This window comes from Galbibacter sp. BG1 (genome assembly GCF_013391805.1).
Lineage (GTDB): Bacteria > Bacteroidota > Bacteroidia > Flavobacteriales > Flavobacteriaceae > Galbibacter.
The window spans coordinates 2984252-3005410 of sequence record NZ_CP058364.1 but is presented as its reverse complement, the minus strand read 5'-3'; the positions used below and the strand labels follow the sequence as shown (position 1 = coordinate 3005410).

Annotated in this window: 18 protein-coding genes; 2 read left to right on the top strand and 16 right to left on the bottom strand. The window is 38.2% G+C overall.

From position 1 onward, the window contains the following. Positions 1 to 9: 9 nt before the first annotated feature. The 5 genes from HX109_RS13045 to HX109_RS13025 all read right to left on the bottom strand — a co-directional run bounded on the left by HX109_RS13045 (position 10) and on the right by HX109_RS13025 (position 7140). Positions 10 to 1035, bottom strand: coding sequence for a Gfo/Idh/MocA family protein (locus HX109_RS13045; RefSeq protein WP_178952676.1), 1026 nt, complete (start codon positions 1033 to 1035; stop codon positions 10 to 12). A 6-nt stretch (positions 1036 to 1041) separates the two neighbouring features. After that, positions 1042 to 2343 (bottom strand): vanadium-dependent haloperoxidase, encoded by a 1302-nt coding sequence (locus tag HX109_RS13040; protein WP_178952674.1) that lies wholly within the window; start codon positions 2341 to 2343, stop codon positions 1042 to 1044. After that, positions 2340 to 5546, bottom strand: a complete 3207-nt coding sequence (locus HX109_RS13035; RefSeq protein ID WP_220399466.1) for a VCBS repeat-containing protein — start codon at positions 5544 to 5546, stop codon at positions 2340 to 2342. Before HX109_RS13035 ends, HX109_RS13040 begins: the two co-directional genes overlap by 4 nt. Before the next feature lie 164 nt (positions 5547 to 5710). Then, entirely contained in the window at positions 5711 to 6583 is an 873-nt protein-coding gene (locus HX109_RS13030; protein WP_178952670.1) for an SMP-30/gluconolactonase/LRE family protein, read from the bottom strand. 8 nt (positions 6584 to 6591) lie between these two features. Continuing rightward, complete coding sequence (locus HX109_RS13025; protein ID WP_178952669.1) at positions 6592 to 7140, bottom strand: NUDIX hydrolase; 549 nt, start codon at positions 7138 to 7140, stop codon at positions 6592 to 6594. A 220-nt stretch (positions 7141 to 7360) separates the two neighbouring features. On the opposite strand from HX109_RS13025, the gene HX109_RS13020 reads away from it, so the two are divergent. After that, a complete protein-coding gene (locus HX109_RS13020; protein WP_178952667.1) occupies positions 7361 to 8380 on the top strand; it encodes a LacI family DNA-binding transcriptional regulator in 1020 nt (339 codons plus the stop codon). Positions 8381 to 8658: 278 nt separating this feature from the next. Here HX109_RS13020 and HX109_RS13015 read toward each other — a convergent pair whose 3' ends face one another. Then, on the bottom strand, positions 8659 to 9177 hold the full coding sequence (locus HX109_RS13015) for a sulfatase (RefSeq protein ID WP_220399465.1): 519 nt from the start codon (positions 9175 to 9177) through the stop codon (positions 8659 to 8661). Between the two features lie 87 nt (positions 9178 to 9264). Next, positions 9265 to 9714, bottom strand: a complete 450-nt coding sequence (locus HX109_RS13010; protein WP_178952663.1) for a hypothetical protein — start codon at positions 9712 to 9714, stop codon at positions 9265 to 9267. 2 nt (positions 9715 to 9716) lie between these two features. Here HX109_RS13010 and HX109_RS13005 point away from each other — a divergent pair. After that, positions 9717 to 10846, top strand: a protein-coding gene (locus tag HX109_RS13005) for an IS3 family transposase (protein ID WP_178949636.1) whose coding sequence is annotated in 2 segments (ribosomal slippage) — positions 9717 to 9978 and positions 9978 to 10846 — 1131 coding nt in all. Because the reading frame shifts where the segments join, the coding sequence is not laid out codon by codon here. A 21-nt stretch (positions 10847 to 10867) separates the two neighbouring features. On the opposite strand, the gene HX109_RS13000 is transcribed toward HX109_RS13005, so the two are convergent. The 9 genes from HX109_RS13000 to HX109_RS12960 all read right to left on the bottom strand — a co-directional run bounded on the left by HX109_RS13000 (position 10868) and on the right by HX109_RS12960 (position 21148). Next, positions 10868 to 13072, bottom strand: a complete 2205-nt coding sequence (locus HX109_RS13000) for a hypothetical protein (RefSeq protein WP_178952661.1) — start codon at positions 13070 to 13072, stop codon at positions 10868 to 10870. Between the two features lie 445 nt (positions 13073 to 13517). Next, positions 13518 to 15782 (bottom strand): S9 family peptidase, encoded by a 2265-nt coding sequence (locus tag HX109_RS12995; RefSeq protein WP_178952659.1) that lies wholly within the window; start codon positions 15780 to 15782, stop codon positions 13518 to 13520. A gap of 92 nt (positions 15783 to 15874) precedes the next feature. Continuing rightward, a complete protein-coding gene (locus HX109_RS12990; protein WP_178952657.1) occupies positions 15875 to 17002 on the bottom strand; it encodes an alkene reductase in 1128 nt (375 codons plus the stop codon). 10 nt (positions 17003 to 17012) lie between these two features. Next, positions 17013 to 17399: a cupin domain-containing protein gene (locus HX109_RS12985; RefSeq protein ID WP_178952655.1), complete on the bottom strand. Its 387-nt coding sequence runs from the start codon at positions 17397 to 17399 to the stop codon at positions 17013 to 17015. Next, positions 17399 to 18412: a zinc-binding alcohol dehydrogenase family protein gene (locus HX109_RS12980; RefSeq protein ID WP_178952653.1), complete on the bottom strand. Its 1014-nt coding sequence runs from the start codon at positions 18410 to 18412 to the stop codon at positions 17399 to 17401. The genes HX109_RS12985 and HX109_RS12980 overlap by 1 nt, the downstream gene beginning before the upstream one ends. Next, positions 18409 to 18822 (bottom strand): DoxX family protein, encoded by a 414-nt coding sequence (locus HX109_RS12975; protein ID WP_178952651.1) that lies wholly within the window; start codon positions 18820 to 18822, stop codon positions 18409 to 18411. The genes HX109_RS12980 and HX109_RS12975 overlap by 4 nt, the downstream gene beginning before the upstream one ends. Before the next feature lie 4 nt (positions 18823 to 18826). Further along, positions 18827 to 19300, bottom strand: a complete 474-nt coding sequence (locus HX109_RS12970; protein WP_178952649.1) for a cupin domain-containing protein — start codon at positions 19298 to 19300, stop codon at positions 18827 to 18829. A 5-nt stretch (positions 19301 to 19305) separates the two neighbouring features. Beyond that, entirely contained in the window at positions 19306 to 20190 is an 885-nt protein-coding gene (locus HX109_RS12965) for an SMP-30/gluconolactonase/LRE family protein (protein WP_178952647.1), read from the bottom strand. A 4-nt stretch (positions 20191 to 20194) separates the two neighbouring features. Further along, the gene (locus tag HX109_RS12960) at positions 20195 to 21148 is read right to left on the bottom strand and encodes a polysaccharide deacetylase family protein (RefSeq protein ID WP_220399464.1); all 954 of its coding nucleotides are present in this window, start codon (positions 21146 to 21148) and stop codon (positions 20195 to 20197) included. Positions 21149 to 21159: the final 11 nt, after the last annotated feature.

The following is a 21159-nucleotide window of genomic DNA, read 5'->3' as shown; positions in this document are numbered from 1 at the left end:
TCTGAACTATTATAAGTAGATTATCCTTCCTGTTCTCGAAGAGGTGTAAATAGCATCCAAAACTTGAATCGACTTTAAAGCTTCCTGCCCATCCACCTCTGGCTCCGTACCTGAAAGAATGCAATCTACAAAATGCTGATATTGCTTAATGTGAAGTCCTACATCAACCGCTTTTGGATCACTGGAAGCCGAGGTGGTGCCATCTTCAGGTTTTACTTCAAATTGTTCATTTCCTTTAATCCTGCATTGCGTAATTTTTCCAGCTTCCAAGATAATGCTACCATTACTGCCATGAACCTCTAGCTTCTCTGGAAATCCGGCATAAATCGCAGTGCTTCCTTCGATAATTCCTAGGGCCCCATTTTCGAATTCTAAAATAGCAGTGCCCACATCTTCCCCCTCGATATCATGATAATTGGTCTTGACCTTACCCTGTACCGATTTAACTTTACCCATTACGTGGAGCATTTGGTCAATAGAGTGAATTGCCTGTGTGATTAAGGCAGCGCCGCCATCACCATCTAAAGTACCACGCCAATTGTTTTCCTTATAATAAGAAGGTGGACGGTACCACTTAACCGAAGCACTAGCCAATATCAATGTTCCCAACGCCCCGCTCTCCACAGTTTCCTTAAAAGTAAGGTATCCCGGAATATACCTATTCTGAAATATACAACCTAAAATAACCTGTGATTTTTGACAGGCTTCTATCATTTGTAGACAGCGGGATACATTAATTTCCAAAGGTTTTTCGGTAATTACATGTTTTCCCGCCTTCGCTGCCAAAATGCAAGGTGTTAAATGAAATCCATTGGGAGTGCAAATAGAAATTACATCCAATTCTTTTAGCTTAAGCATATCATTTATATTGGCATATACCTCTATTCCGTAAGTGTCTTTAACCTTTCGCCTTTTCTCTTCACTACGGCTACAAAGCGCTATTAATTTAGCATTGGCTATGGTATTTATACTGGTTATGTGATGTTCAGCAATATTCCCATACCCTACAATTCCAAAATTTACTGTTTTTTTCAAAAATATTTATTTTACTTTATTCACAACATAGAATCCTATTTCTTTTCCTTGAACAACTCCATTTTCACAGGCATCGATATAATGAATTCCACCATACAGCCTGCTCATAGCTGCTTCCTGGGAAGCCTGATAAAAAGACGGAAACGAACGTTCGGGAAGTCCAAAGAAAACCTCTGTATCATCCACAAAAGAAAAATCTTCTCCAAAAAGGTGTGTCAAAATTACGGCCGCGGCACTTGAGGCAACACTATGCCCGCTGGTGTATTCCGGAAATGGGGGAGTTTGCAAAACCGGTTTCCAACTTTTATCAATATGCTTATTAATTACAGTTTCTGGCCGAATACGGTCGCTTCTATATTTTTCATCCCAACAACTTATAAAAGCATCGTGCAATGTTAACGCCACTAATGTATGCGCCAGCACTGTTTTTTCTAGATCGTAACCGGCTTTTTGACAGGAAATCCCTGTAATACCCATCCAATGCCCCCCTGGAGTGATTTTCTTAATTCCAATAGCCATATGGCCCGTATAACGTACCATAAAGGGGTTACAATCCCAAAATTTGGCTATCAACAATTGTTCTTCGGTGTTGTTTTTAACAGCATTATAAACTCCCATTAATTGATTTTTAAAGAAACTACTTTGTTCATCTAAACTAAAGGGTGTTGGCGGGATCGGCTTAAACTGCTCAGGGCTTTCAAGAAAAAAAGGTCGAATGATATTCCAATTGGGTTCTATGGCGGCCATATAGGCAGGAGGCGTGGGGTACCAATAACCAGGCTCATTTTTAGGGGTATACCCAATCATAGCACTTAATTTACTATAACCATCGGTGCTCGCATACTCTACTATAAACTCAGAAACCTTTCCAGCATAGGTTACAGTTTCCTGTATGTCTTTTTCAGAAAGCTTGTCAGTTTTCCTGTATTCATCCAACATTTGTTGTTGAATGTCTTCCAAAAGGTAACCGGAGGGCAACATTGCTTTGCCTACTTCCAGCAGCGTATAGGGTGCTGCTAAGTGATTATCCACATTTTTTGACGGAAGTGGAAACTTTGAAGAAAATTTGGGCAACACCGATAACAGTTTTAAATTTTTATTGGCTTTTGTACCATTCAAGGCAATATACCCCCCTAAACATGAGTAAGCGTAATAGCGTGCTGCAACGGGCGGGCTAATAACATCATGAACCATTACTTTAGTAATTTCGAACAATTGATCTTTATAGTAGGATGCTTCGCTTTTGTTTTCTTGAGAGAATCCCAGATAAGATAATATTACCGTAATAAGTGTTATTGTAAATTTCATTGTTTTTTTAAATATGTTTCTAAAGGGGCATTATTCATCCCGAATAAGTAATATTCTTTATTACCTACCTTTAAAGTATCGATAGATTTAACATCTCCTTTTAATTTTAGTCCGGAATCTTTTTGAGGAAGTAACCTAAAGTTCCCTTTACCGTCACCTAAGAAAACCTGACCGTAGCTAGCGTCTATTGCGCCCAGTCTTATTCGAATAAAACTCTGGTTACCCCCAGTTAGTATATCAAGGTATCCATCATCGTTTATATCCGTTGTAAATATACATTGAATAGGAGCGAATTGGGCCTCTAAAGGAAGGTTGCGAAGTATAAACCTTCCACTTACATTCTCTAGGTATACAGATGTAAGGTTTACAGCGGTCAAGATAGAAGCCTGTCCTAGCTGATTTTCGTCAAGTACCTCTTCCAAAATTGCTTCCGAAAATTTTTCATAGGTGGGGAATTTTCGTCTTAAAGAAATCATTTGGTTGGTAATTGCATCCCTACTGGCAAAAGGATATTTTTTTCCCTGAATGAAGGAGGTTACAATGGGATCTATTGCACCATCTTTATTGAAATCCCCAAAATAAATTGACAGCGGCTCCTTTACACTGGCTTTCAACTGGGAGTTGAGACCAAAATTCCCCAGAACCAAATCTATATCACCATCGTTATCGTAGTCTGCCTTTTCGATAGCGGACCATAGTCCAGTAAACCCTGATTGAAAAACTTCTGCCGTAACATTTTTAAAGCCCTTTCCACTTTGGTTTTGGTAAAAAGTTATGGGCATATATTCGCCTGCCAAGATGAGATCATCCCACCCATCCTTGTCAAAATCGAAAGAAGAGGAACTGGTGATCATCCCTAGATCCTCAAAGGATGGTGCTAAATTCTCGGTACAATCCGTGAAATTACCATGTCCATCATTACATAGTAGATAGCTTGGGGGAGTCAAGGGGTACATACCTGGAACTATTCTAGCCCCTACATATAAATCCAAATCTCCATCATTATCAAAATCCGAACTTGTAACAGAACCTGTGCTAATAGTCATAACAGGCAGATTATTCTGAAATTTAAATCTGGATTCAACATTTAAATATAATCGATCCTGTAAATTTTTATCCCTTGGAGTATAATCGTGGTAACCGCCGTTGCCTTCATAAATATCCAAGAGACCGTCCCCATTAAAATCGGCAAGCTCTAATGAGGTTGTGGTTCCATGGTTAAAAGTTGAATCTAATTTTTTAATAAGGAAAGTCCCATCTTCTTTCTGATAGTAAATCTCTGTATAGCTACCTTTTGAAGACCCGATGATTACATCTTCCAAACCGTCACTGTTCAAGTCGGCAGTTTTAATTACGGGTCCTGAATTTGATGGCATGGTCAATAAAAGTCGCTGTCTTTTAAAGTCATTGATAGGATATTCTTTGTGTTGATGGTTTATAATATCTTTTTTTCCCAATAGAACAGGGTCTTGATTCGTTTTATTCCTTGTTGATCTAATTTCACTTTCTTGTTTATCAATTACTATTGTGGTATTGAGTTTTGGGTTCTTAATTATGGATTTGCGGGTAGGATCCCAATCAATAACAACGGAATCAATTTGATTAATTTCACCCAGACCAATATGGATTAATGGACTCATTGCCGATTGAAATCCCCGCACGGGCATTTTTTCATAGAACTGGTTCCCGTTCTGGGAAAAAATGTTAATCTTTGAATTGTATGCACCCAAATTACCCTTTGATCCTTTAAGGTCTAATTTTATAAAGTTGCGATTGGGATACACCACATTAGAACGATTTTCGTATATGGAAGCGAATCCGTTAACATTATTTATAACAAGGTCCAGATCTCCATCCATATCCAAATCACTATAAGCAGCCCCATTGGAAAAACCAGGTAGATCAGAAATTCCCCAACATTTTGACATGTCCTTAAAGCGCAAATCACCTTCATTTCTATAAATATAATTGGAAATTGGGGTCGATACCGTATTCTTTACTATATAGGTAGTATCCGGCTCTTCCCCCTTAATTTGTTGTTCAAAATAATAGTCCCCCTTAAACTTCAGAAAATCTTTATTTGTAACATCTTTATAATAGCCGTTGGTAATAAATAAATCTTTCCAACCATCGTTGTCATAGTCAGCCAGTAGCGCACTCCAACTCCAATCCGTATTACTAACCCCTGCCAATTGACCAATTTCGCTAAAAGTTCCGTTACTATTGTTTAGATGCAGCATGTTACGCATACTTTGGTGATAGTATCCATTGAGAACTTGCCTGGCATAAGCCTCATAATTCTCGGGACCGTAAAGCAGTTTCTGTCTTTTATTGTCTTCTGGAAGCATATCTATGGTCAAAAGGTCTACGGCTCCATCATTATTGTAGTCGCTAAGATCCGATCCCATTGAAAATTGACTTATATGTTGAAAATACTGAGGCAACTGATCTGAAAAGGTGCCATTTCCATTATTGATGTACAGGTAATCAGGTTCTACAAAATCATTTGATATGTAGAGATCCGGATAATTATCTCCATTAATGTCAGCTACTGCAACTCCAAGTCCATACCCCAATGGTGAACCTTTTATTCCCGCTTTATTACTAATATCATGGAATTTTCCGTCCCTGTTTTCGAAGAGCTTATCACCGGCATAAAGATCACGGGTGTGTTTCACATACTCCCAATTGGTGGACGAAATATGGTCAGAATTATAATTCAACAAATACATATCCAAATCATTATCCCTATCAAAATCAAAGAAAACAGCTTGGACGCTGTACGACGCATCATCTAAACCATATTTTTGAGCTTCATCTTTGAATTTTCCATTTTTTTGATTGATATAGAATCTATTCTTCCGTTTGGAAGGCTCATCCCTATTGGTATAGCAAACATAAATATCCAGCCAGCCATCGCTATTTATATCAACCATGTTCACGCCAGTAGCCCAATGGTCTTTACCATCATTTACTCCGGCCTTTTCAGTTATATTTTCAAAATGCAAATTACCTTTGTTCAAATATAATTCGCTACTGCGCATATTGCCACTAAAGAAAATATCATCCAAACCATCATTGTTAATATCCCCAACAGCCACCCCGGCTCCGTTGTATATGAAAGTATGGGATAAAAAATTAACCTTACCCGTATCATCCAAGTCATTACGGAACTTCACTCCTGTTATCTTGTGATCTTTCAATTCAAAAAGTTTTGGAGAATGTTCGCATTGTGCGTTTACCCCATAAAGTAAAGCGTTGACCATAAATACAGCTAAAAAAAAATTAATTTTATTTTTAGCGTTCAACAGCTTCGTATAATTTACAATTCTTCTGTAATACATAAAATTGATTCTTAGAGTATTGTTTAGTATGTCTTTTCCTGAGCCCTAGAATTCGTTTTGATGGCATATAACGAAGTTCTCGCAGTAACGAAAAGAATATTTCTTTTCTCACCTCCAAAGGCCACATTGGAGGGAGTTTCAGGAATATCAATCTGATCTATGGATTCTCCGGAAACAGTATAGATGTTTATTGCATTTTGTCCTAGATCTGTTATATAAATACGTCCTTTATAATCCAAAGTAATACCATCTCCACCATGTTCAACCACTAACTCCTTGTTCTTCAATCCACCATTTTTATTTACAGTGTAGCGCCAAGTTTTATTATCCCCATGATCTGTAATATAAAGTGTATCACCCTTTGGCGTCGCTATTATCCCGTTAGGTCGGGTCAACGTCTGCTCAACACAAATAGGTTTTTCTTTATTCGGTCCTAAGAAGTATACACCCTCTATTTCTGGAGTGGAAGAAGTATCATAATTGGGATCGGTAAAATAAATGCCCCCAGAGGGCACTATCCATAAATCATTTGGGCTATTTAATGAATTGGAGGTTTCCGATGTCAACAAATGCTTAACCTTACCATTGGTCAACAATTTGACCAAATTCTTACCTTTATTTTGACAAAAAAACAAATCATTTGATTTAGAAATATAAATTCCATTCCCCCATTTTGTATCTTCAACAACTGTGTCTACCCCTTTCTTAGGGTTGAATTTGTATATTTTACTAGCTATCACATCTGAAAAATAGAGATTACCTTCCCTATCGGCAGCTGGTCCTTCTGTAAATTTAAACCCGCCAGCCACTTTTTCCACCTTTCCATATTTCAAATTTTGACCGTTACTAAAGAAACATGCCAAAAGAAGTACGATAACAAACATTCTTTCCATCATACTTCTATTTAACGGCTTAAAGGGTAGAAATCCTCGAGCATTTTCACCTTATCAATTTTCATGGGTTTGGATTTTTCAATATGGAAGGAACCGCCCCACACGACAGAAGGTTTCTCGAACATTTTTTGCAAACTCATGGTCATGGTCTTAAACGGAATTATTTCTAATGCCTCCTGAAGTGAAAACCACGCTATATCCGAACATCCAGGAGGAACCACAAGGTCTCCAGAATGATATTGTGCACTGTAGTAGTTAAAAATAATTGGATACTTAGCATCATTGTAATAAAAGGTGAACAATCCCCTTAACTGAGTATCCTTAATATTAACCCCCATTTCACCTGCCATTCCAGCCGTGAACTGTTTAATTGAGAGAGTGTCAACATATTTTTTCCCTGCTAGTTCCCAGATTCCCTTATATTTTACCAACAAAATTTCATTTTGGCTATTGGTCACACATAGTTTAAAATACGAAAAATTGCGTTGTTGAGCGTTGCTATTAATTGTAAAGAATAGATTCAATACAAAAAAGATTAAGAAAATCTTTAATTTATTCATTGTCATCGGAAATTATATATAAAATAGTTAATTTAGCACATTACACGTGTAATTTTACAAAATAATTTTGATTTTAACAAAAACTTTACACTCGATGAAAGACAAAATTTCAATTATTTCATCTCTATTTAACTTAGAGGAAAAATTTAGGTGTAAATAGTTTAAATTTATAAGAAAAGAAATCTATCGTATCTTTGAATACGCAAACAAATATTATATTTTGAAAATTAATCAAAAGTACATTGCCGATATTTTAAAAGTATCCCGGGTAACTGTAACAAAAGCGCTTCAGGATCATCCCGATATTTCGGAAGAAACCAAATCCAAAATTAAAAAGCTCGCCGATGAATTGGGTTATATCCCTAATGGGGTGGGTAGAAGTTTATCATTAAAGAGAACGGGAATGATTGGAGTTGTTATTCCCAAAATAAACCATTCATTCTTTTCTTCAGTTATTGAAGAAATGTATCAATCAGCGATAGAATTGGGGTATCAAATTATTCTTATGGTCTCTTTTGAAGATGAGGCAACGGAATTGGCAAATGTAAAATCATTGCTCTCTATGAATGTGGATGGTATCTTAATTGACTCCGTTTCCGTTAATCCTCCCTATAAAAGTTTTGATCTGGTGGTAAAACATAAAAAACCCTTGATTTATTTTGATAGAAAACCACTTGGAATCAACCAACCAGGTGTTTTTTTTGAAGATTATGAGCTATCTTATCAATTAACAAAAGAGATGACGAATAGAGGCTATCAAGATATTCTGTATATGACCGGTTCCCAGCAAATCAATATTTGTTACAATCGATTTGAGGGGTTTAAAAAAGCGCTAAAAGAGGCAGGCCTATCTATTGAAAAATCACGCATAATAAATACTGAATTGGATAAGAAAGATGCCAAGAAGTCTTTTATGAAATATATAAATAAGGGTAATAAACTACCACAGGCTGTAGTTTGTGTCAATGATTCAGTTGCTTTGGGGGTATATCTAGCTTGTGAAAAATTAAAAATTTCAATTCCAGAAGATTTAGGTGTTTTTGGTTTTGGTCACGTTCGTGTCTCAGGTCTGGTCCAACCACCTTTGTCCACTGTAAAATTAAATTTCAAGGAGGCCAGCCGGTCGGCCATTCAAAAATTGAGTTATCTCATTAAAGAAGGATCTCAAGACAGTGTTATTGAAAATCAGGTTTTTAACGGGGAAGTTATTTACCGAGGAAGCATAAAAGAAAAAGCTTAAATAATAAATTGCTACCATTTTCTCCAAGTAACTCAACTTTTTTTTTTGACTGGTATTCCCCATAAGGTCTATGGGCAAACGTTTTTAAACTTTTCAAAAGATAACTTTTCATTCTGGCAAATACCTCTGGGTTTTTATGCGTCAAATTTTCATTTCCAACGGGTCTTGATATAAATTAAACAACTGATCCCTTTCAAAATAATGTGGGTTCAATGATGCAGCGTGAAAACCCAAATGACTATTTATCACATAGTACTGCAATTTGTGTTTATGTACTTTCAACCCTTTAAACTCCACTCCATTTTCAATTTGATTTGGGTTTGCTCATCATAGCGAACAGCTATGTACTTCCATTCCTTGGCGGTTACTCCCCTGGCAAAACCCAGCGCAAAGAATAAATATTCATGCAGGGAATCTTTACTACCAATCAATGCATTTTTTAGACTAACCCCATCCATTGAGTATTCAACCTCATCCATATCCACTCCTGCGAGTTGAAGAAAAGTTGGCATGAAATCTATATCTTGCAATAGTTCATCATAAGGGTCCTTAACTATAGTTTTAGGCCAATGCGTTAATAAAGGTACTTTTACCCCTCCCTCATATAATGTTGTTTTTCCCAAATTGTAATTACCATGATCTGAAGTGATTACGATCAAAGTGTTTTCATAAATCCCATTTTCTTTCAATTTGGTAACCAATGCACCCACAGCGTGGTCAAACCAACGTAGCCAGGCATGATCCAATGATTTTCCCAAACTATCAATCTCTTCTTTGATTTCATCTTTAGATAGCAAGTAATTGTAGTCCTGCTCAACATACCCCTCACCCGTAAATGAAATGTTGCTATCCAATCCATATACATATTCTCCGTTCTTTTTAACTCATGGTGCTGGATCATGTGGTACGGTTTCACAGTAATAAAGAAAAAAAGGCTCTTTATAGAACTCATCAATAAAATCCAACACAGCTTTATTTTTCCATTCAACATTATGGCAATTCAAACTATCATTGAATAGCTCCCTCAAATTAGCGGCGTATACGGCATCGGCAAAATCAAAACCATAGTTCTTTATTTTTTCAGACCAGATACGATGATTGTGCCCCATTTTATTATTGACCTCCGTTTTTCTTGGATTAGCTGATTTCCCATAAACTTGTAAATCGTTTCTTTGCCAACTTTCCTTTACCTTCCTCTCGTTTCCTTTTAATAGATCATGATCTATCACGTGACATTTTCCTACAAATCCCGTTTTGTAACCAGATTTCTTGTAAGCTCCCCTTAAAACCGAACTGTTTAGAAGTATAATAATTTTATTAATTTTAAACAGCAATTATGAGAAAGAGTAAATTCAGTCCGCAACAGATCGCAAAGATTTTAAAAGAATTCGACAACGGCAAAACAGCTGCTCAGATCAGCCGTGAGCACGGTGTGAGCACCGCTGCCTTCTACAAATGGCGGGAACGCTATGCAGGGATGAGCGGTAAGGAGCTAAAACGGTTAAAGGAGCTCGAAGAGGAAAACCGTAAGCTCAAGCAGATGTATGCCACATTGGCCCTTGACCACCAGATGGCCAAGGAGGTTATCGAAAAAAAGCTTTAAAGCCCTGCCGTAAGCGGAGTATCAGCAAAGAGCTCATTCATTACGGTATCAGTAGGGCGTGCCGTGTCCTGGGAATGAGCAAGAGTGTTTATTACTACAACCCGATAGCCAAAGATGACAGTGAGATAGAACGAGCTTTGAAAGAGAAAGCTGAAGCGCATTCTGAAGAGGGGTTTTGGAAGGCTTACGACCGATTGCGGGAAGAGGGCAAGCCATGGAACCATAAAAGGGTGTACAGGGTCTATGTGTCACTGGGGCTTCCCTTGAGAAGAAAGGCAAAGAAACGTTTACCGGCAAGGGTCAAGGAGCCTTTAAATGTACCAGATCAACTTAACCATACCTGGAGCATGGATTTTGTAACCGATGTCCTAGAGAACAAAAGACGCTTCAGGGCCTTTAACATCATCGATGATTTTAACAGGGAGGCGCTCCATATAGAAATAGACTTTTCATTGACCAGCAGCCGGGTGGTTTGGGTGCTCAACCATCTCATCAACAAAAGAGGGAAGCCCCGGAAGATACGGATGGACAATGGGCCGGAATTTATCGCCGAGATCGCATCACAATGGAGCGAAATGCACGAGATAGCTTTCCAGTACATAGAGCCTGGGAAACCAACCCAAAATGCTTTTATAGAACGCTTCAATGGCAGCTATAGACGCGGGGTACTAAACAAATACATATTCCAGAACATTGATCAGGTAAGGGAACAGACGCAAATATGGGTCGATGACTACAATAACCACAGACCTCACGATGCCTTGGGAAAAATCCCTCCGGTAAAATATGCAAAACTTAATTCTACTTTGGCTAGCCAAAGTAGAATTAAAAACGGTATTTTTAAACCAGTTTTAGAAAATTAAGCAGTTCTATTATGGGGAAGCTTACAATACGAGATTTAGAAGTTCCACTATTTCGGAATCTGTCAATACCCTATTTTTAGCAATCAAAGAGTTTACTTCCAAAAGGTCACACCTGATTTCGCTTCCAAAAGAAATGGACCAATAAGTATTTTTATTTTCTATCACTGTCCTTCCTACCTGACTGAGAAGTAAACGTAACTTGCTGATGTTTACATTTCGATTGTTCTTAGCACTAGCTTCCGATTTGTCAAACCATATCAATTCCGTCAATGAATTTGATGTAATCCCTTTTTTACTTTTAATTGAGGCACATAATATTGTTACGAAGACTTCCTGTAATTTTGGAGTAAATGACGAAGTAATTTCCTTACCATTAGCATCAAAAGCCTGAAAACCCCCAAAGACCAGTATGCTGCTGGTATCCCATGTACCATCAAAATTCGGATATGTATTGATATTTTCAACTGAACCAATGCCCGTATCATCTCCCTGTTCAGCTCGGTTTTCAACTATTGCCTTTTTTCGTTTAAAATAAATAAATATAAAAACCCCAACTGGTAAAATTATAACTAGCAACCAAATAAAATTGTTCTTTTGTGTCTCCATGACATTCCTATCATAGATAACGTCGGAATATGCCAATGGAGGATAATTTAATGTATAAATATTTACATTGCCTTCCTCGCGCACGATCGTTACTAATTTATTTTGTGTGCTATCCAAGAAGATATCTGCATTTGACCTAACATCTTTAAATTTATAAGGTATGGAATCCTTGTAAAGAGTTAGACCGGGCTTTTCCAGATTGAATTTGGCCAGCCTCAGATAAGTATTATGATGTAAATTATTAAAAACCAAGGTATAAAAACCATCGTTTTTTTCATCAACCACCATAGATTCGACGGGCACAAATGGTGAATCTTCAAAAGTGTCGACGTTCCATAATCTTCTCACGTCAAAAGGATCTATTGAAACTTCATGTAGGTCATAAAAGAAACCACTATTTTCCATTTGCTCCCCAGTTCTACTGCCATAACCTCCATAAATAAGATATCTGTTATTTTTATACTCGCCCATTGAGCTAAGATATCGAGGTGCTATTTTATCAGCGGAATTATATTGCGATTTTAACGATCCGTCAGCATTATATACCGTTAATGCACTTTTGTATTTAAAAAACCCATACCCTCCAAAGGTTATGAGGGAATTATCAAAGGACGAGACTAATTTGGCATGATTCCAAAAGGCAGTTTCACCGATTTGGGTAATTGTGTCCAACGACCAACTCTTGGTGTTGAAGTTAAAACTATTTATGACGGGAGTGTCTAGGGAATATGACCAAATTTGATTGTTCCTAGGCTGATAAACAAATGCATTACCTTGAAAATCAAAAGGATTCCCAGTAAAACTTAGAGTATCTAAGGTACCATCTTTAATTTGATAGACCAATAATCTTTTTGACTCTATAAAAAAAACACGCCCTTTTTGTGAATCGCTGGTAAAACCCAATAAATTTTTAAAATGGAACTGTGCTTCTTTGTTCCATTTAATATGATCATCCAAAAGCCATCTAGCATTTTTTGAAGTAGCCGTATATTTAAAAGATTCAGAGTAGACATTGTCTGTAAGAGTATGCTTGGAGAGTGGCCAATTAATAGGAATATCTTCTTCATTGATTGACCGTAGAACTATCTCCCTTAAACTCATCGGCGCTACATCAGTTATCCAAAAACCCTCATAATCACTTTTTCCAAAAATAAACTCATAGAAATCAAGATTGGAAAAAGCTTCTGTACGGACACTTTTTTGAGAACCATTTATGTTTAAGTAACATATTGACTTTCTTCTATCAACCTTAAGTTCTATATCCATCCATTCATCAAACCTCATCAAAGACTTCTTAGACCAATCGAAATGGGCGATAACTGAATCTCTCAAAACCAAAGACAGGCCAGCTTTGTCAACTTTTGGATGAGAGTTAAGGTTTGCAATTAAATCTAGATTAATCTTATTATTACAAATTATCCTTATTATATTGCCGTAATAACCATTTCCAGAACGGAATTTAACTTTAAAAGCCAATTCAAAGCCTTCTCTAAAATATAATGGTTCCTCAGGAGTTAAGTTCAATGTTGTTCTCTTTTCTTGAACTTTTTCATGTGAGTAAAAAAACATTCCCCCTAAGGGGATACTATCCTGCGAATGAACTTGAATTACAGTTCCCAAAATCATGGAATACAAGAACAGAACTTTGCCCTTTTGGTACAAAAATGAACACAAACAGAGGATTAGATGAAAGGTTGACTTTTTATTCAACTTTATATTTAAATTTATTGCCTAATGCTATTAAAATACCCAAATTTAAATAAATAAAACTACACTTTATAATAGCTATCCGAGGTACTTTTCATTCGCTTTATCAAAAAAATAATTTCACGAAATGTTCCAATTAAAATCATAGAATATTCTTTGCAGAGTTCCAATAGAAGATATTTAATTACTATACATTTTCATTATATAAAAAGGCAATAAATATAATTTACTTACACTCTTTTAAATCCAGTGTAAATTCTTTTAATAAAAACTAATACATCATCTTAAATAAATAAAACCGTGCAGGATTATTGCCATACCCCGCACGGTTTTTTAAAAAAAGTTTCTAGAAAGTCCTCTATTTCAAATGTTCAGCAAAGAATCCCATCATGGCTTCGTATAAATCCATTCGGTTTTCCTCTTTCGCAAATCCATGGCCTTCGTCGTATTTTACCATGTAAGGTACTTCTATATCCCTTTTCCTTAACGCCTGTACGATTTGATCACTTTCATCAATGTTCACACGTGGATCGTTAGCCCCCTGAACTACGAATAGTGGCTTTTTTATTTTGTCTATATGGTATACTGGGGAAACCTCTTCCATTATCTTTCTTTCTTCCGCAACATCAGGATCATACCAAATAGCCTTTAACATCGGAAGATAAGGTGCCCAATAGGGCGGTATGGTCTCCATAAATGTAAATAAATTCGAAACGCCTACATAATCCACTCCACAGGTATATAAATCTGGAGTCTTGGTGAGCCCTCGCAGAACGTCATAACCGCCATGGCTACCTCCATAGATTGCTACTTTATCCTTATCCACCCATCCTTTTTCTATAACATATTTTAATCCATCCTCAACATCATCCATAGCTTTACGTCCTATTTGTTTAAAGCCACTGCGAAAAAACTCCTTCCCATATCCACCACTGATCCTAAAATTAACATGGAGCGTTGCATATCCACGACTTGCAAACAATTGTGCTTCAGGATTGAAACCCCACGAATCCCTTATTCCCTGCGGTCCCCCATGCGGGTTTACAATGACCGGAACTTTCTTTCCTTTTAAGGCTTGTTTGGGCAAGGTTATATATCCATGCAACTGAATCCCGTCCCTACTCATAAAAGAAATCGGTCGCATTTCTGCCATGTCCGCTTCCTTCAATTGGGGCATTAGATCAAACAGCAATTTAATTTCATCCTTGTCGACATCGTAGGAAAAGTATTTACCGTACAATCTATCGCTGGTAACATAGATAAGATACTGGCTCTCATCATCCGTTTTTCCCACAAGATTGAACTCATAGTCGGGGAACTCCTTTTGCAATCTTTTATGCAGTTTCTTGTAATATTTACTAACGGGTATTATTTGATATTTCTCACCTTCATAGCTATAATAATCCAATTCCCAATTTCGTTTGCGGGAAATGGATATGGAGGAGGCATCGTAATTATCATTGGAAAATAGCTTTTTGATCGCCTGATCCTTGGCTAAGTCGTATAAGTATATTTCGGCCTTATCGGAGGTCAAATTCGAGATTACGTAGGCATCATGGGGATATTCCGTCGCATAATCAAAACTAAGGATTGAAAAAGTATCGTCCCAATTAATGGTTTTCATTAACTTATAGTCGCCTGGCTCAACTGAATAATAAATCTCTGAATTTATGCCATCCTTCAATTTGGAAAACCCACGTAGCTTTCCGTCCTTATCGAATTCGTAACCTGTTATTGGATTGGTCAAATCCGTATTTTCATAAAGTTGTTCCAATTCCCCCGAAACAATATTGATTTTATAGGGGTCGAACACCTGGGGATTATTTTTATTCATGGAGATAATCATATGATCCTTGTCCTCCTTGAGCGATGCCAGTATATTCACCTTTACTCCATCATAGGGAGTAAGTTCTTTCTCGTTGGTACCATCAACATTTACTGCAAAAAGATGATAATCCTCATTACCACCTTTATCCATTACATAAATCAAACGATTGTCATTTGCCCAGCCATAACCTCGAACCAGTTCTTCACCTTCAGTTATTACCCGCTTTACTTCATTAGTTTCAATATTTTTGACGTATACATGGTTTTTAAGTTTTTCATCCTTTTCCCGATAGCTCATAAAGGTGCCATTAGGGGATAATTGAAAAGATGAAGAAGCAGGTTTGGCGAAATAATCGGATACTGAATACTTATAATTACCCGTTTCCTTATCAGCAAGTGCCTGAAGCTCTTCTTCAGAACTTGGCAATGAAGTGTTACCAGGTTTCTTGATTTCACCTTTACTAAGTTCAAGCGGGATTTCAGCACCTCCTTGCGAAAAAGTTCCTTCCATGGTTTCACCTTTGACCTGAGCCACGTAGGAAATCTGCCCGCTCATAAGGGACAGTTTCAACTCGTTATCATTATACGTTACTTTTTCAACCGGAATGCCATTGGCCCCCTGGGAAGGGCTGTCCATAGTAGCACTAAGTTGATCATCCTCTCCTGAAAAATGAAAAATCAAAGGGATTTCCTGTCCTTGGGCATTAATATTTCCACTCCAATCACCTTTGATCGTTTGTGCATTGGATACACCCACCAAAAGTATGAGTGTGGTAATAAATAAAAATTTCTTCATGATTGTTTAATTAAATAATGTAGCGTAAAGTTATAAACTTTTCGCTCTTAACATGTTAGTTAAACTTTAATAATGTTAAACACTGTAAATTCTTATGTTTTTTGTTGCAATTGATTTTCCAAAAAGGGATAATCGGTATACCCTCTCGCGCCTCCACCCCCAAACAGAGTATGTGTATCGAATATACTGTTCAGGACCGCATGTTTTTTTACCCTCTCTGGATAATCGGGGTTGGCCAAAAAATTTCTTCCAAATCCAATTAGGTCGACCAGATCATCCTCTAGAAGTGATTCCCCTTCAGACGGCGTTTTATTACCCGTAGCAATGATAGAATTTTTAAATTTTGTCCTAAGCGACCTCCTAAAAAGCAATGGGATTTTTGGGGCATCCCCCCAATCGGCCTCACACAAATGCAGATAAACAATGTCCAAGCGATCAAGTTTTTCGGCAGCTAACATGATGGTATATAAAATTTCGGGATCATCCATATCCTTGAATTTAATAAAAGGGGAAAGTCTCACTCCAACTTTATCACGGCCAATGGCCTCAGCAATCAATTCGGTAATTTCTAAAAGCAACCGTACCCTGTTCTCCATACTCCCACCATATTCATCGGTTCTTTTATTACTGTTGCTGCGTAGGAACTGGTCCAAAAGATATCCATTCGCTGCATGGATTTCCACTCCATCAAAACCAGCTTCCATGGCATTCCTAGCCCCATTTACAAATTCTCTCTTCACCTGTTCGACATCCCCTCGATCCATCTCCCTAGGTTGCTCCACAGGAATAAAAGTAGCATCCCCATTGGGGGCACCATCAAATACGTAAACATCTGTCTTGCTTGCCGTAATCGAAGATGGCGCTATTGGTTGAAGGCCATTTACCCTAGAGGAGGACACCCTCCCTACATGCCATAACTGAAGAAAGATCTTGCTTCCCTTATCATGCACTTTTTCGGTTATGGATTTCCATCCAGCTATTTGTTCCCGTGTATATATGCCAGGGGTATTGGCATATCCTTTTCCTTGGAGGCTGACTTGGGTCGCCTCTGTGATAATTAGACCGGCAGCGCTCCGTTGACCGTAATAGGTTGCCATCAGCTCGTTAGGAACATCCCCTGGTTGTGAACTTCTTGATCTAGTCATCGGGGCCATTACAAACCTATTCTTCAAAAGGTTCTCACCTAACCTATAGGACGAAAATAATCTTTTATATTCCATGTTATATTATTTACTGTTTAAATTCGATTGTCGTAAAAATTAGGGCCGTACACCCAATATTGATTAGATTATGAATCAAAGGGTTCTCTTTATCCAGACTTGGTAAATACTTTGTATCACCTCTTTGATACGTCACCTCCTGTACTTCCCCGTTATCGATGTAAGACCTTGAAATACCATCATTATGCGCAATGTACACATAGGGTTTGTCGTGTTTGTGAAAGGGAAGCTTCCCTTGCGGTGGCAAATGAATAGTCCAAATTTTTACGAATCGGTTTTCGAAAACCAAATTTTCGCCAACCTGTGAGTTCCGTTTTCCAAGTTCGAGTTCATCCAAGAGCTTTTTTGTCCAAGTTGAGCCCCAATCGCCTTTTTTATTCATTTCTTTGGCAATCATTAAAATTCAATTGCAATTTTACCTATTGTTTTATTCGACTCAAGTAGCTCATTCGCTTCGTTAAGGTTTGCAACGGTAAAACCATTCAGGACATGATTCAAGGTAGAAATTATGGTCCCCGAATCCAATAAACCTGCTACTCTATTTAAGATGTGATGTTGTTCAATCATATCATCTGTTTGGTACATCGAACGGGTGTACATGAATTCCCATGAAAAGGAAACACTTTTGGTTTTTAATTTATTGAGCAGGATGGGAGTCTCGTTTCCAGTTATGGAGGCGATATGGCCCTGTGGCTTTATAAGCTCTACCATACTATCCCAATAGCCATTGGTATCAACAAAGTCCGCTATGAAATCAACCTCTTTAAAACCCGCCTCATGTACCTGATGAACCAAATCTCTATGGTCCACCACATGGTCGGCTCCCATTTTTTCACACCAAGCCTTGGTTTCCGGTCTTGAAGCCGTTGCAAGAACGGTAAGTCCTGCCACCTTTTTTGCCAGTTGAATGGCTATTGAGCCTACGCCTCCTGCACCACCAATAATCAATAAGGTCTTGCCCTTGTCCCTGTCTTGGGAAAGCCTAATCCTATCAAATAATAGTTCCCATGCCGTCAAAGAAGTCAAGGGCATGGAAGCCGCCTGTGGAGCTGTTATTTTTTTTGGTGCAAAACCTACAATCCGTTCATCAATCAATTGGTACTCTTGGTTACTACCCGGCCTGGTAAGGTCTCCAGCATAAAATACCCTATCCCCCTTTTTGAAAAGTTCCGTACTTTCTCCCATGGACACGACTGTTCCAATGGCATCCCAACCTATAATTTTTGGGTCTTCCAAAACGGTTTCCAAGGTACTGTTCTGTCTAATCTTGTAATCGACGGGGTTTACCGAAATGGCCTCGATTTTCACCAAAAGGTCCCTTCCTTCTGGTTCAGGAACGTCTTTATGAAATTCCATGAAACTCTCTTCATGCGAAATTGGGTGCGATGTTGTAAATCCTATTGCCTTCATGTTCGATGTTTTAAATAATTATCAATTGCATATGCATTGTTGGATAAGTTGTTAATCAAAAAATAAAAGAAAAGTGAATAAATCATTTGAATCCCTACCCATTCCCAGCGTTGAATTAGGCAAGACCCAACAATTAAAATCACTATTAGAATGGCCCTTGTAATCAAGGCCCTATAGGTAAAAATCCCGAGCACCAATAAACCTCCCAAAGAAAATTCAATTATCGGTAGCACGGTACCCCATACAAATACTGCCCACCAAGGCAAAAACGTTTCCTGAAATAATTGATCCATCCAATTCCGGAACCCTTCGATATTCCCCATACGCACTATACCATGGCTCAATAAGTTCATCCCCAATGTAATTCTTAAAAGGAAATAGGCGGTCTGTTTTGAATTCTCGTTTTCCATAACACTAATTGCTTTTTCGTAAATATTGCGGCAATTCGTTTGAAAGCCAATCTTCACGCACCGGTATGTGAACATCCAGATCCAATGTTTTCTCCAAAGCATAGAATTCATGGGGTACATTTTCAGGAAATACAATAACCTCTCCCGCACCGACTATAAAATCCTTTGGTTCCCCATCAAGGAAAGTTTTGATCCTGACCTTACCCTTTAATATATAGGTAATTTGCTCATTTGGATGTTTATGCATAGGTATATGGGCCCCTTTTTCCAAATGGAAGTATGCCATCTGCCCTTTTCCGGCATAGAACCACTGCCTTGTAATCCCTTCCGAAATAGTATCCCTCGGCAAATTCTCAAAGTTGAAATGTTGAACCCCATTGGATTTATTATGGAAATCCAATTTATTTTTTTGTTCATGCCCTTGGGAAACCATTGTTTGGGCTGCAACGGCAAACAACAATATTAATAATTTCTTCATCTGAATCACTTTAAAAGTTTATAGCTTACTAACTTCCCATCCAACATAAGGGGTACATATAAAGTCTCTGTAATCTGGTCATATCCAACATCCGCAATACCTTTTGGCAGCTGAAGGGCAATCGAAATCCTCTGCCCCGATAAATTAGTATACCATAACTTTCCAGAAAGCCAATCTGTAACAAAATACCCTTCTCCTGTTTCAACGATCCCATCCAAGTTACCGAGCGGACCAATGAAGTCCATGATTCTCTTCGTCACTGTATCCACCTTTAGAATATTACCTTTTGTCTTGGTTTCGTACGTTTTAGGATCTAGGTCCACGCCCCAATTGGCCACTAAAAGACTTTTTCCGTCCATTAGCAAACCATTGGGCATCTGTAGGTCCTTGTCCTTCATCCACAAAGTAACCGTTCCATTCGGTGACAATCTATAAATCCCTGAAAACCCAAAAGTATTGCTGATATAAACATTTCCCTCCCGATCGACTGTGATATCATTTAAAAATGTGGCATCTGGCGTCTTATGGATTTTACGAACTCGTGTTTGAATATCTATTTCAACAACAACATCGATATCGGCCACATAGAGCTTCCCTTTGTAGATTCCCATACCCTTGGGCGCATTGAGCCCATCGATCCATTTTCTTTCAATTATACTTCCATCAATTCCCAACTTGGAAATATAGCCATTGCCATCCTTTTCCGCTGGTTCTCCATTGATATTTGAAATATAAAGCACATTATTCTCAGGATCTTTCAAAACACTTTCAGGCGCATCAAAACCACTAACTTCAAATCCTTTTTCCAATCTATAGGGAAATAGCTTTTGTCCCCATCCAGAAATTGTAGTGAGAAAAACTATAAACACGATATAAATTTTTCGATCCATGATTTTACTTATTGAATTGATGTTCAGCATTGTCAACAGGCGTCTTAGGATCGTTAACGACCATCTTGGCGACTTCATCTTTTCTCATGAATACCACTCCTTTATGTTTCTTAGCATATTCAATAAATTGATCCACCACTTTTACGATGGCGGGTGCACCACCGATACGATCATGCAAGCTTATGGACATCATCCTGCGTCTATGGGCGCCTTCGGCATACAACTGATCGAATTCCGTTTTCAACTGAGCCAAAAATTGGTCAGGACTCCAGTTTTTCCCCGCGATGTTGACAATATCATTGTTTCTAAGCGTATAGGGTATTACCACAAAATTTTCACCCCTAACCTTGGTTATAAAGGGCTCATCCCGACTGAGATCATCTATGTGGTACAGGAAACCTAGATCTTGAAGTACTTTTAAGGTGTTCGGACTTCTTCTCAGCCAATTACTATTGTATCCAATACCCCGTTTGCCTGTAATGGCCTCTACCGTATCCAACCCTTTTTTTATGAAAGTCTTTTCTTCTTCATAGCTCAAATTCCATTGATCATCCCAAGCGATACCATGGGCCGCAATTTCGTGCCCCCCATTGGCTATTGCTTTTGCCACCTCAGGGTATTTTATTGCTGCTTCCCCCACCACATGTGATGTTACCTTGATACCATGCTTATCCCATAATCGTAACATTCGATAAATCCCTTCCCTTGCTCCATAACGGAACCACGTCTGGGCAGGTAGATCTACTACACCTTTGGGGAGTGCGTTTCCTGAAAAAGGACTTTCCGCCCCTTCCGGTTGACCACCTGTTTCAAATTGCATGGAAAAGGAAATTACCAATTGTGCCCCGTTCGGCCAATAGTCTTTTCCATTGGTTTTGGATTGCGAACGGACATTGTGTGAAACGAACATAGCCAGTACCAGTAGGGAAAGTTTGCTTTGTACCGTAATCTTTGTCATCTGTAATTATT

Bases quoted from the DNA above. Each gene is read 5' to 3' on its own strand.
- HX109_RS13040 (WP_178952674.1), bottom strand. From the start codon at position 2,343: ATGAAATTTACAATAACACTTATTACGGTAATATTATCTTATCTGGGA.
- HX109_RS13030 (WP_178952670.1), bottom strand. From the start codon at position 6,583: ATGATGGAAAGAATGTTTGTTATCGTACTTCTTTTGGCATGTTTCTTT.
- HX109_RS13025 (WP_178952669.1), bottom strand. From the start codon at position 7,140: ATGAATAAATTAAAGATTTTCTTAATCTTTTTTGTATTGAATCTATTC.
- HX109_RS12995 (WP_178952659.1), bottom strand. From the start codon at position 15,782: ATGAAGAAATTTTTATTTATTACCACACTCATACTTTTGGTGGGTGTA.
- HX109_RS12990 (WP_178952657.1), bottom strand. From the start codon at position 17,002: ATGGAATATAAAAGATTATTTTCGTCCTATAGGTTAGGTGAGAACCTT.
- HX109_RS12985 (WP_178952655.1), bottom strand. From the start codon at position 17,399: ATGATTGCCAAAGAAATGAATAAAAAAGGCGATTGGGGCTCAACTTGG.
- HX109_RS12980 (WP_178952653.1), bottom strand. From the start codon at position 18,412: ATGAAGGCAATAGGATTTACAACATCGCACCCAATTTCGCATGAAGAG.
- HX109_RS12975 (WP_178952651.1), bottom strand. From the start codon at position 18,822: ATGGAAAACGAGAATTCAAAACAGACCGCCTATTTCCTTTTAAGAATT.
- HX109_RS12970 (WP_178952649.1), bottom strand. From the start codon at position 19,300: ATGAAGAAATTATTAATATTGTTGTTTGCCGTTGCAGCCCAAACAATG.
- HX109_RS12965 (WP_178952647.1), bottom strand. From the start codon at position 20,190: ATGGATCGAAAAATTTATATCGTGTTTATAGTTTTTCTCACTACAATT.
- HX109_RS12960 (WP_220399464.1), bottom strand. From the start codon at position 21,148: ATGACAAAGATTACGGTACAAAGCAAACTTTCCCTACTGGTACTGGCT.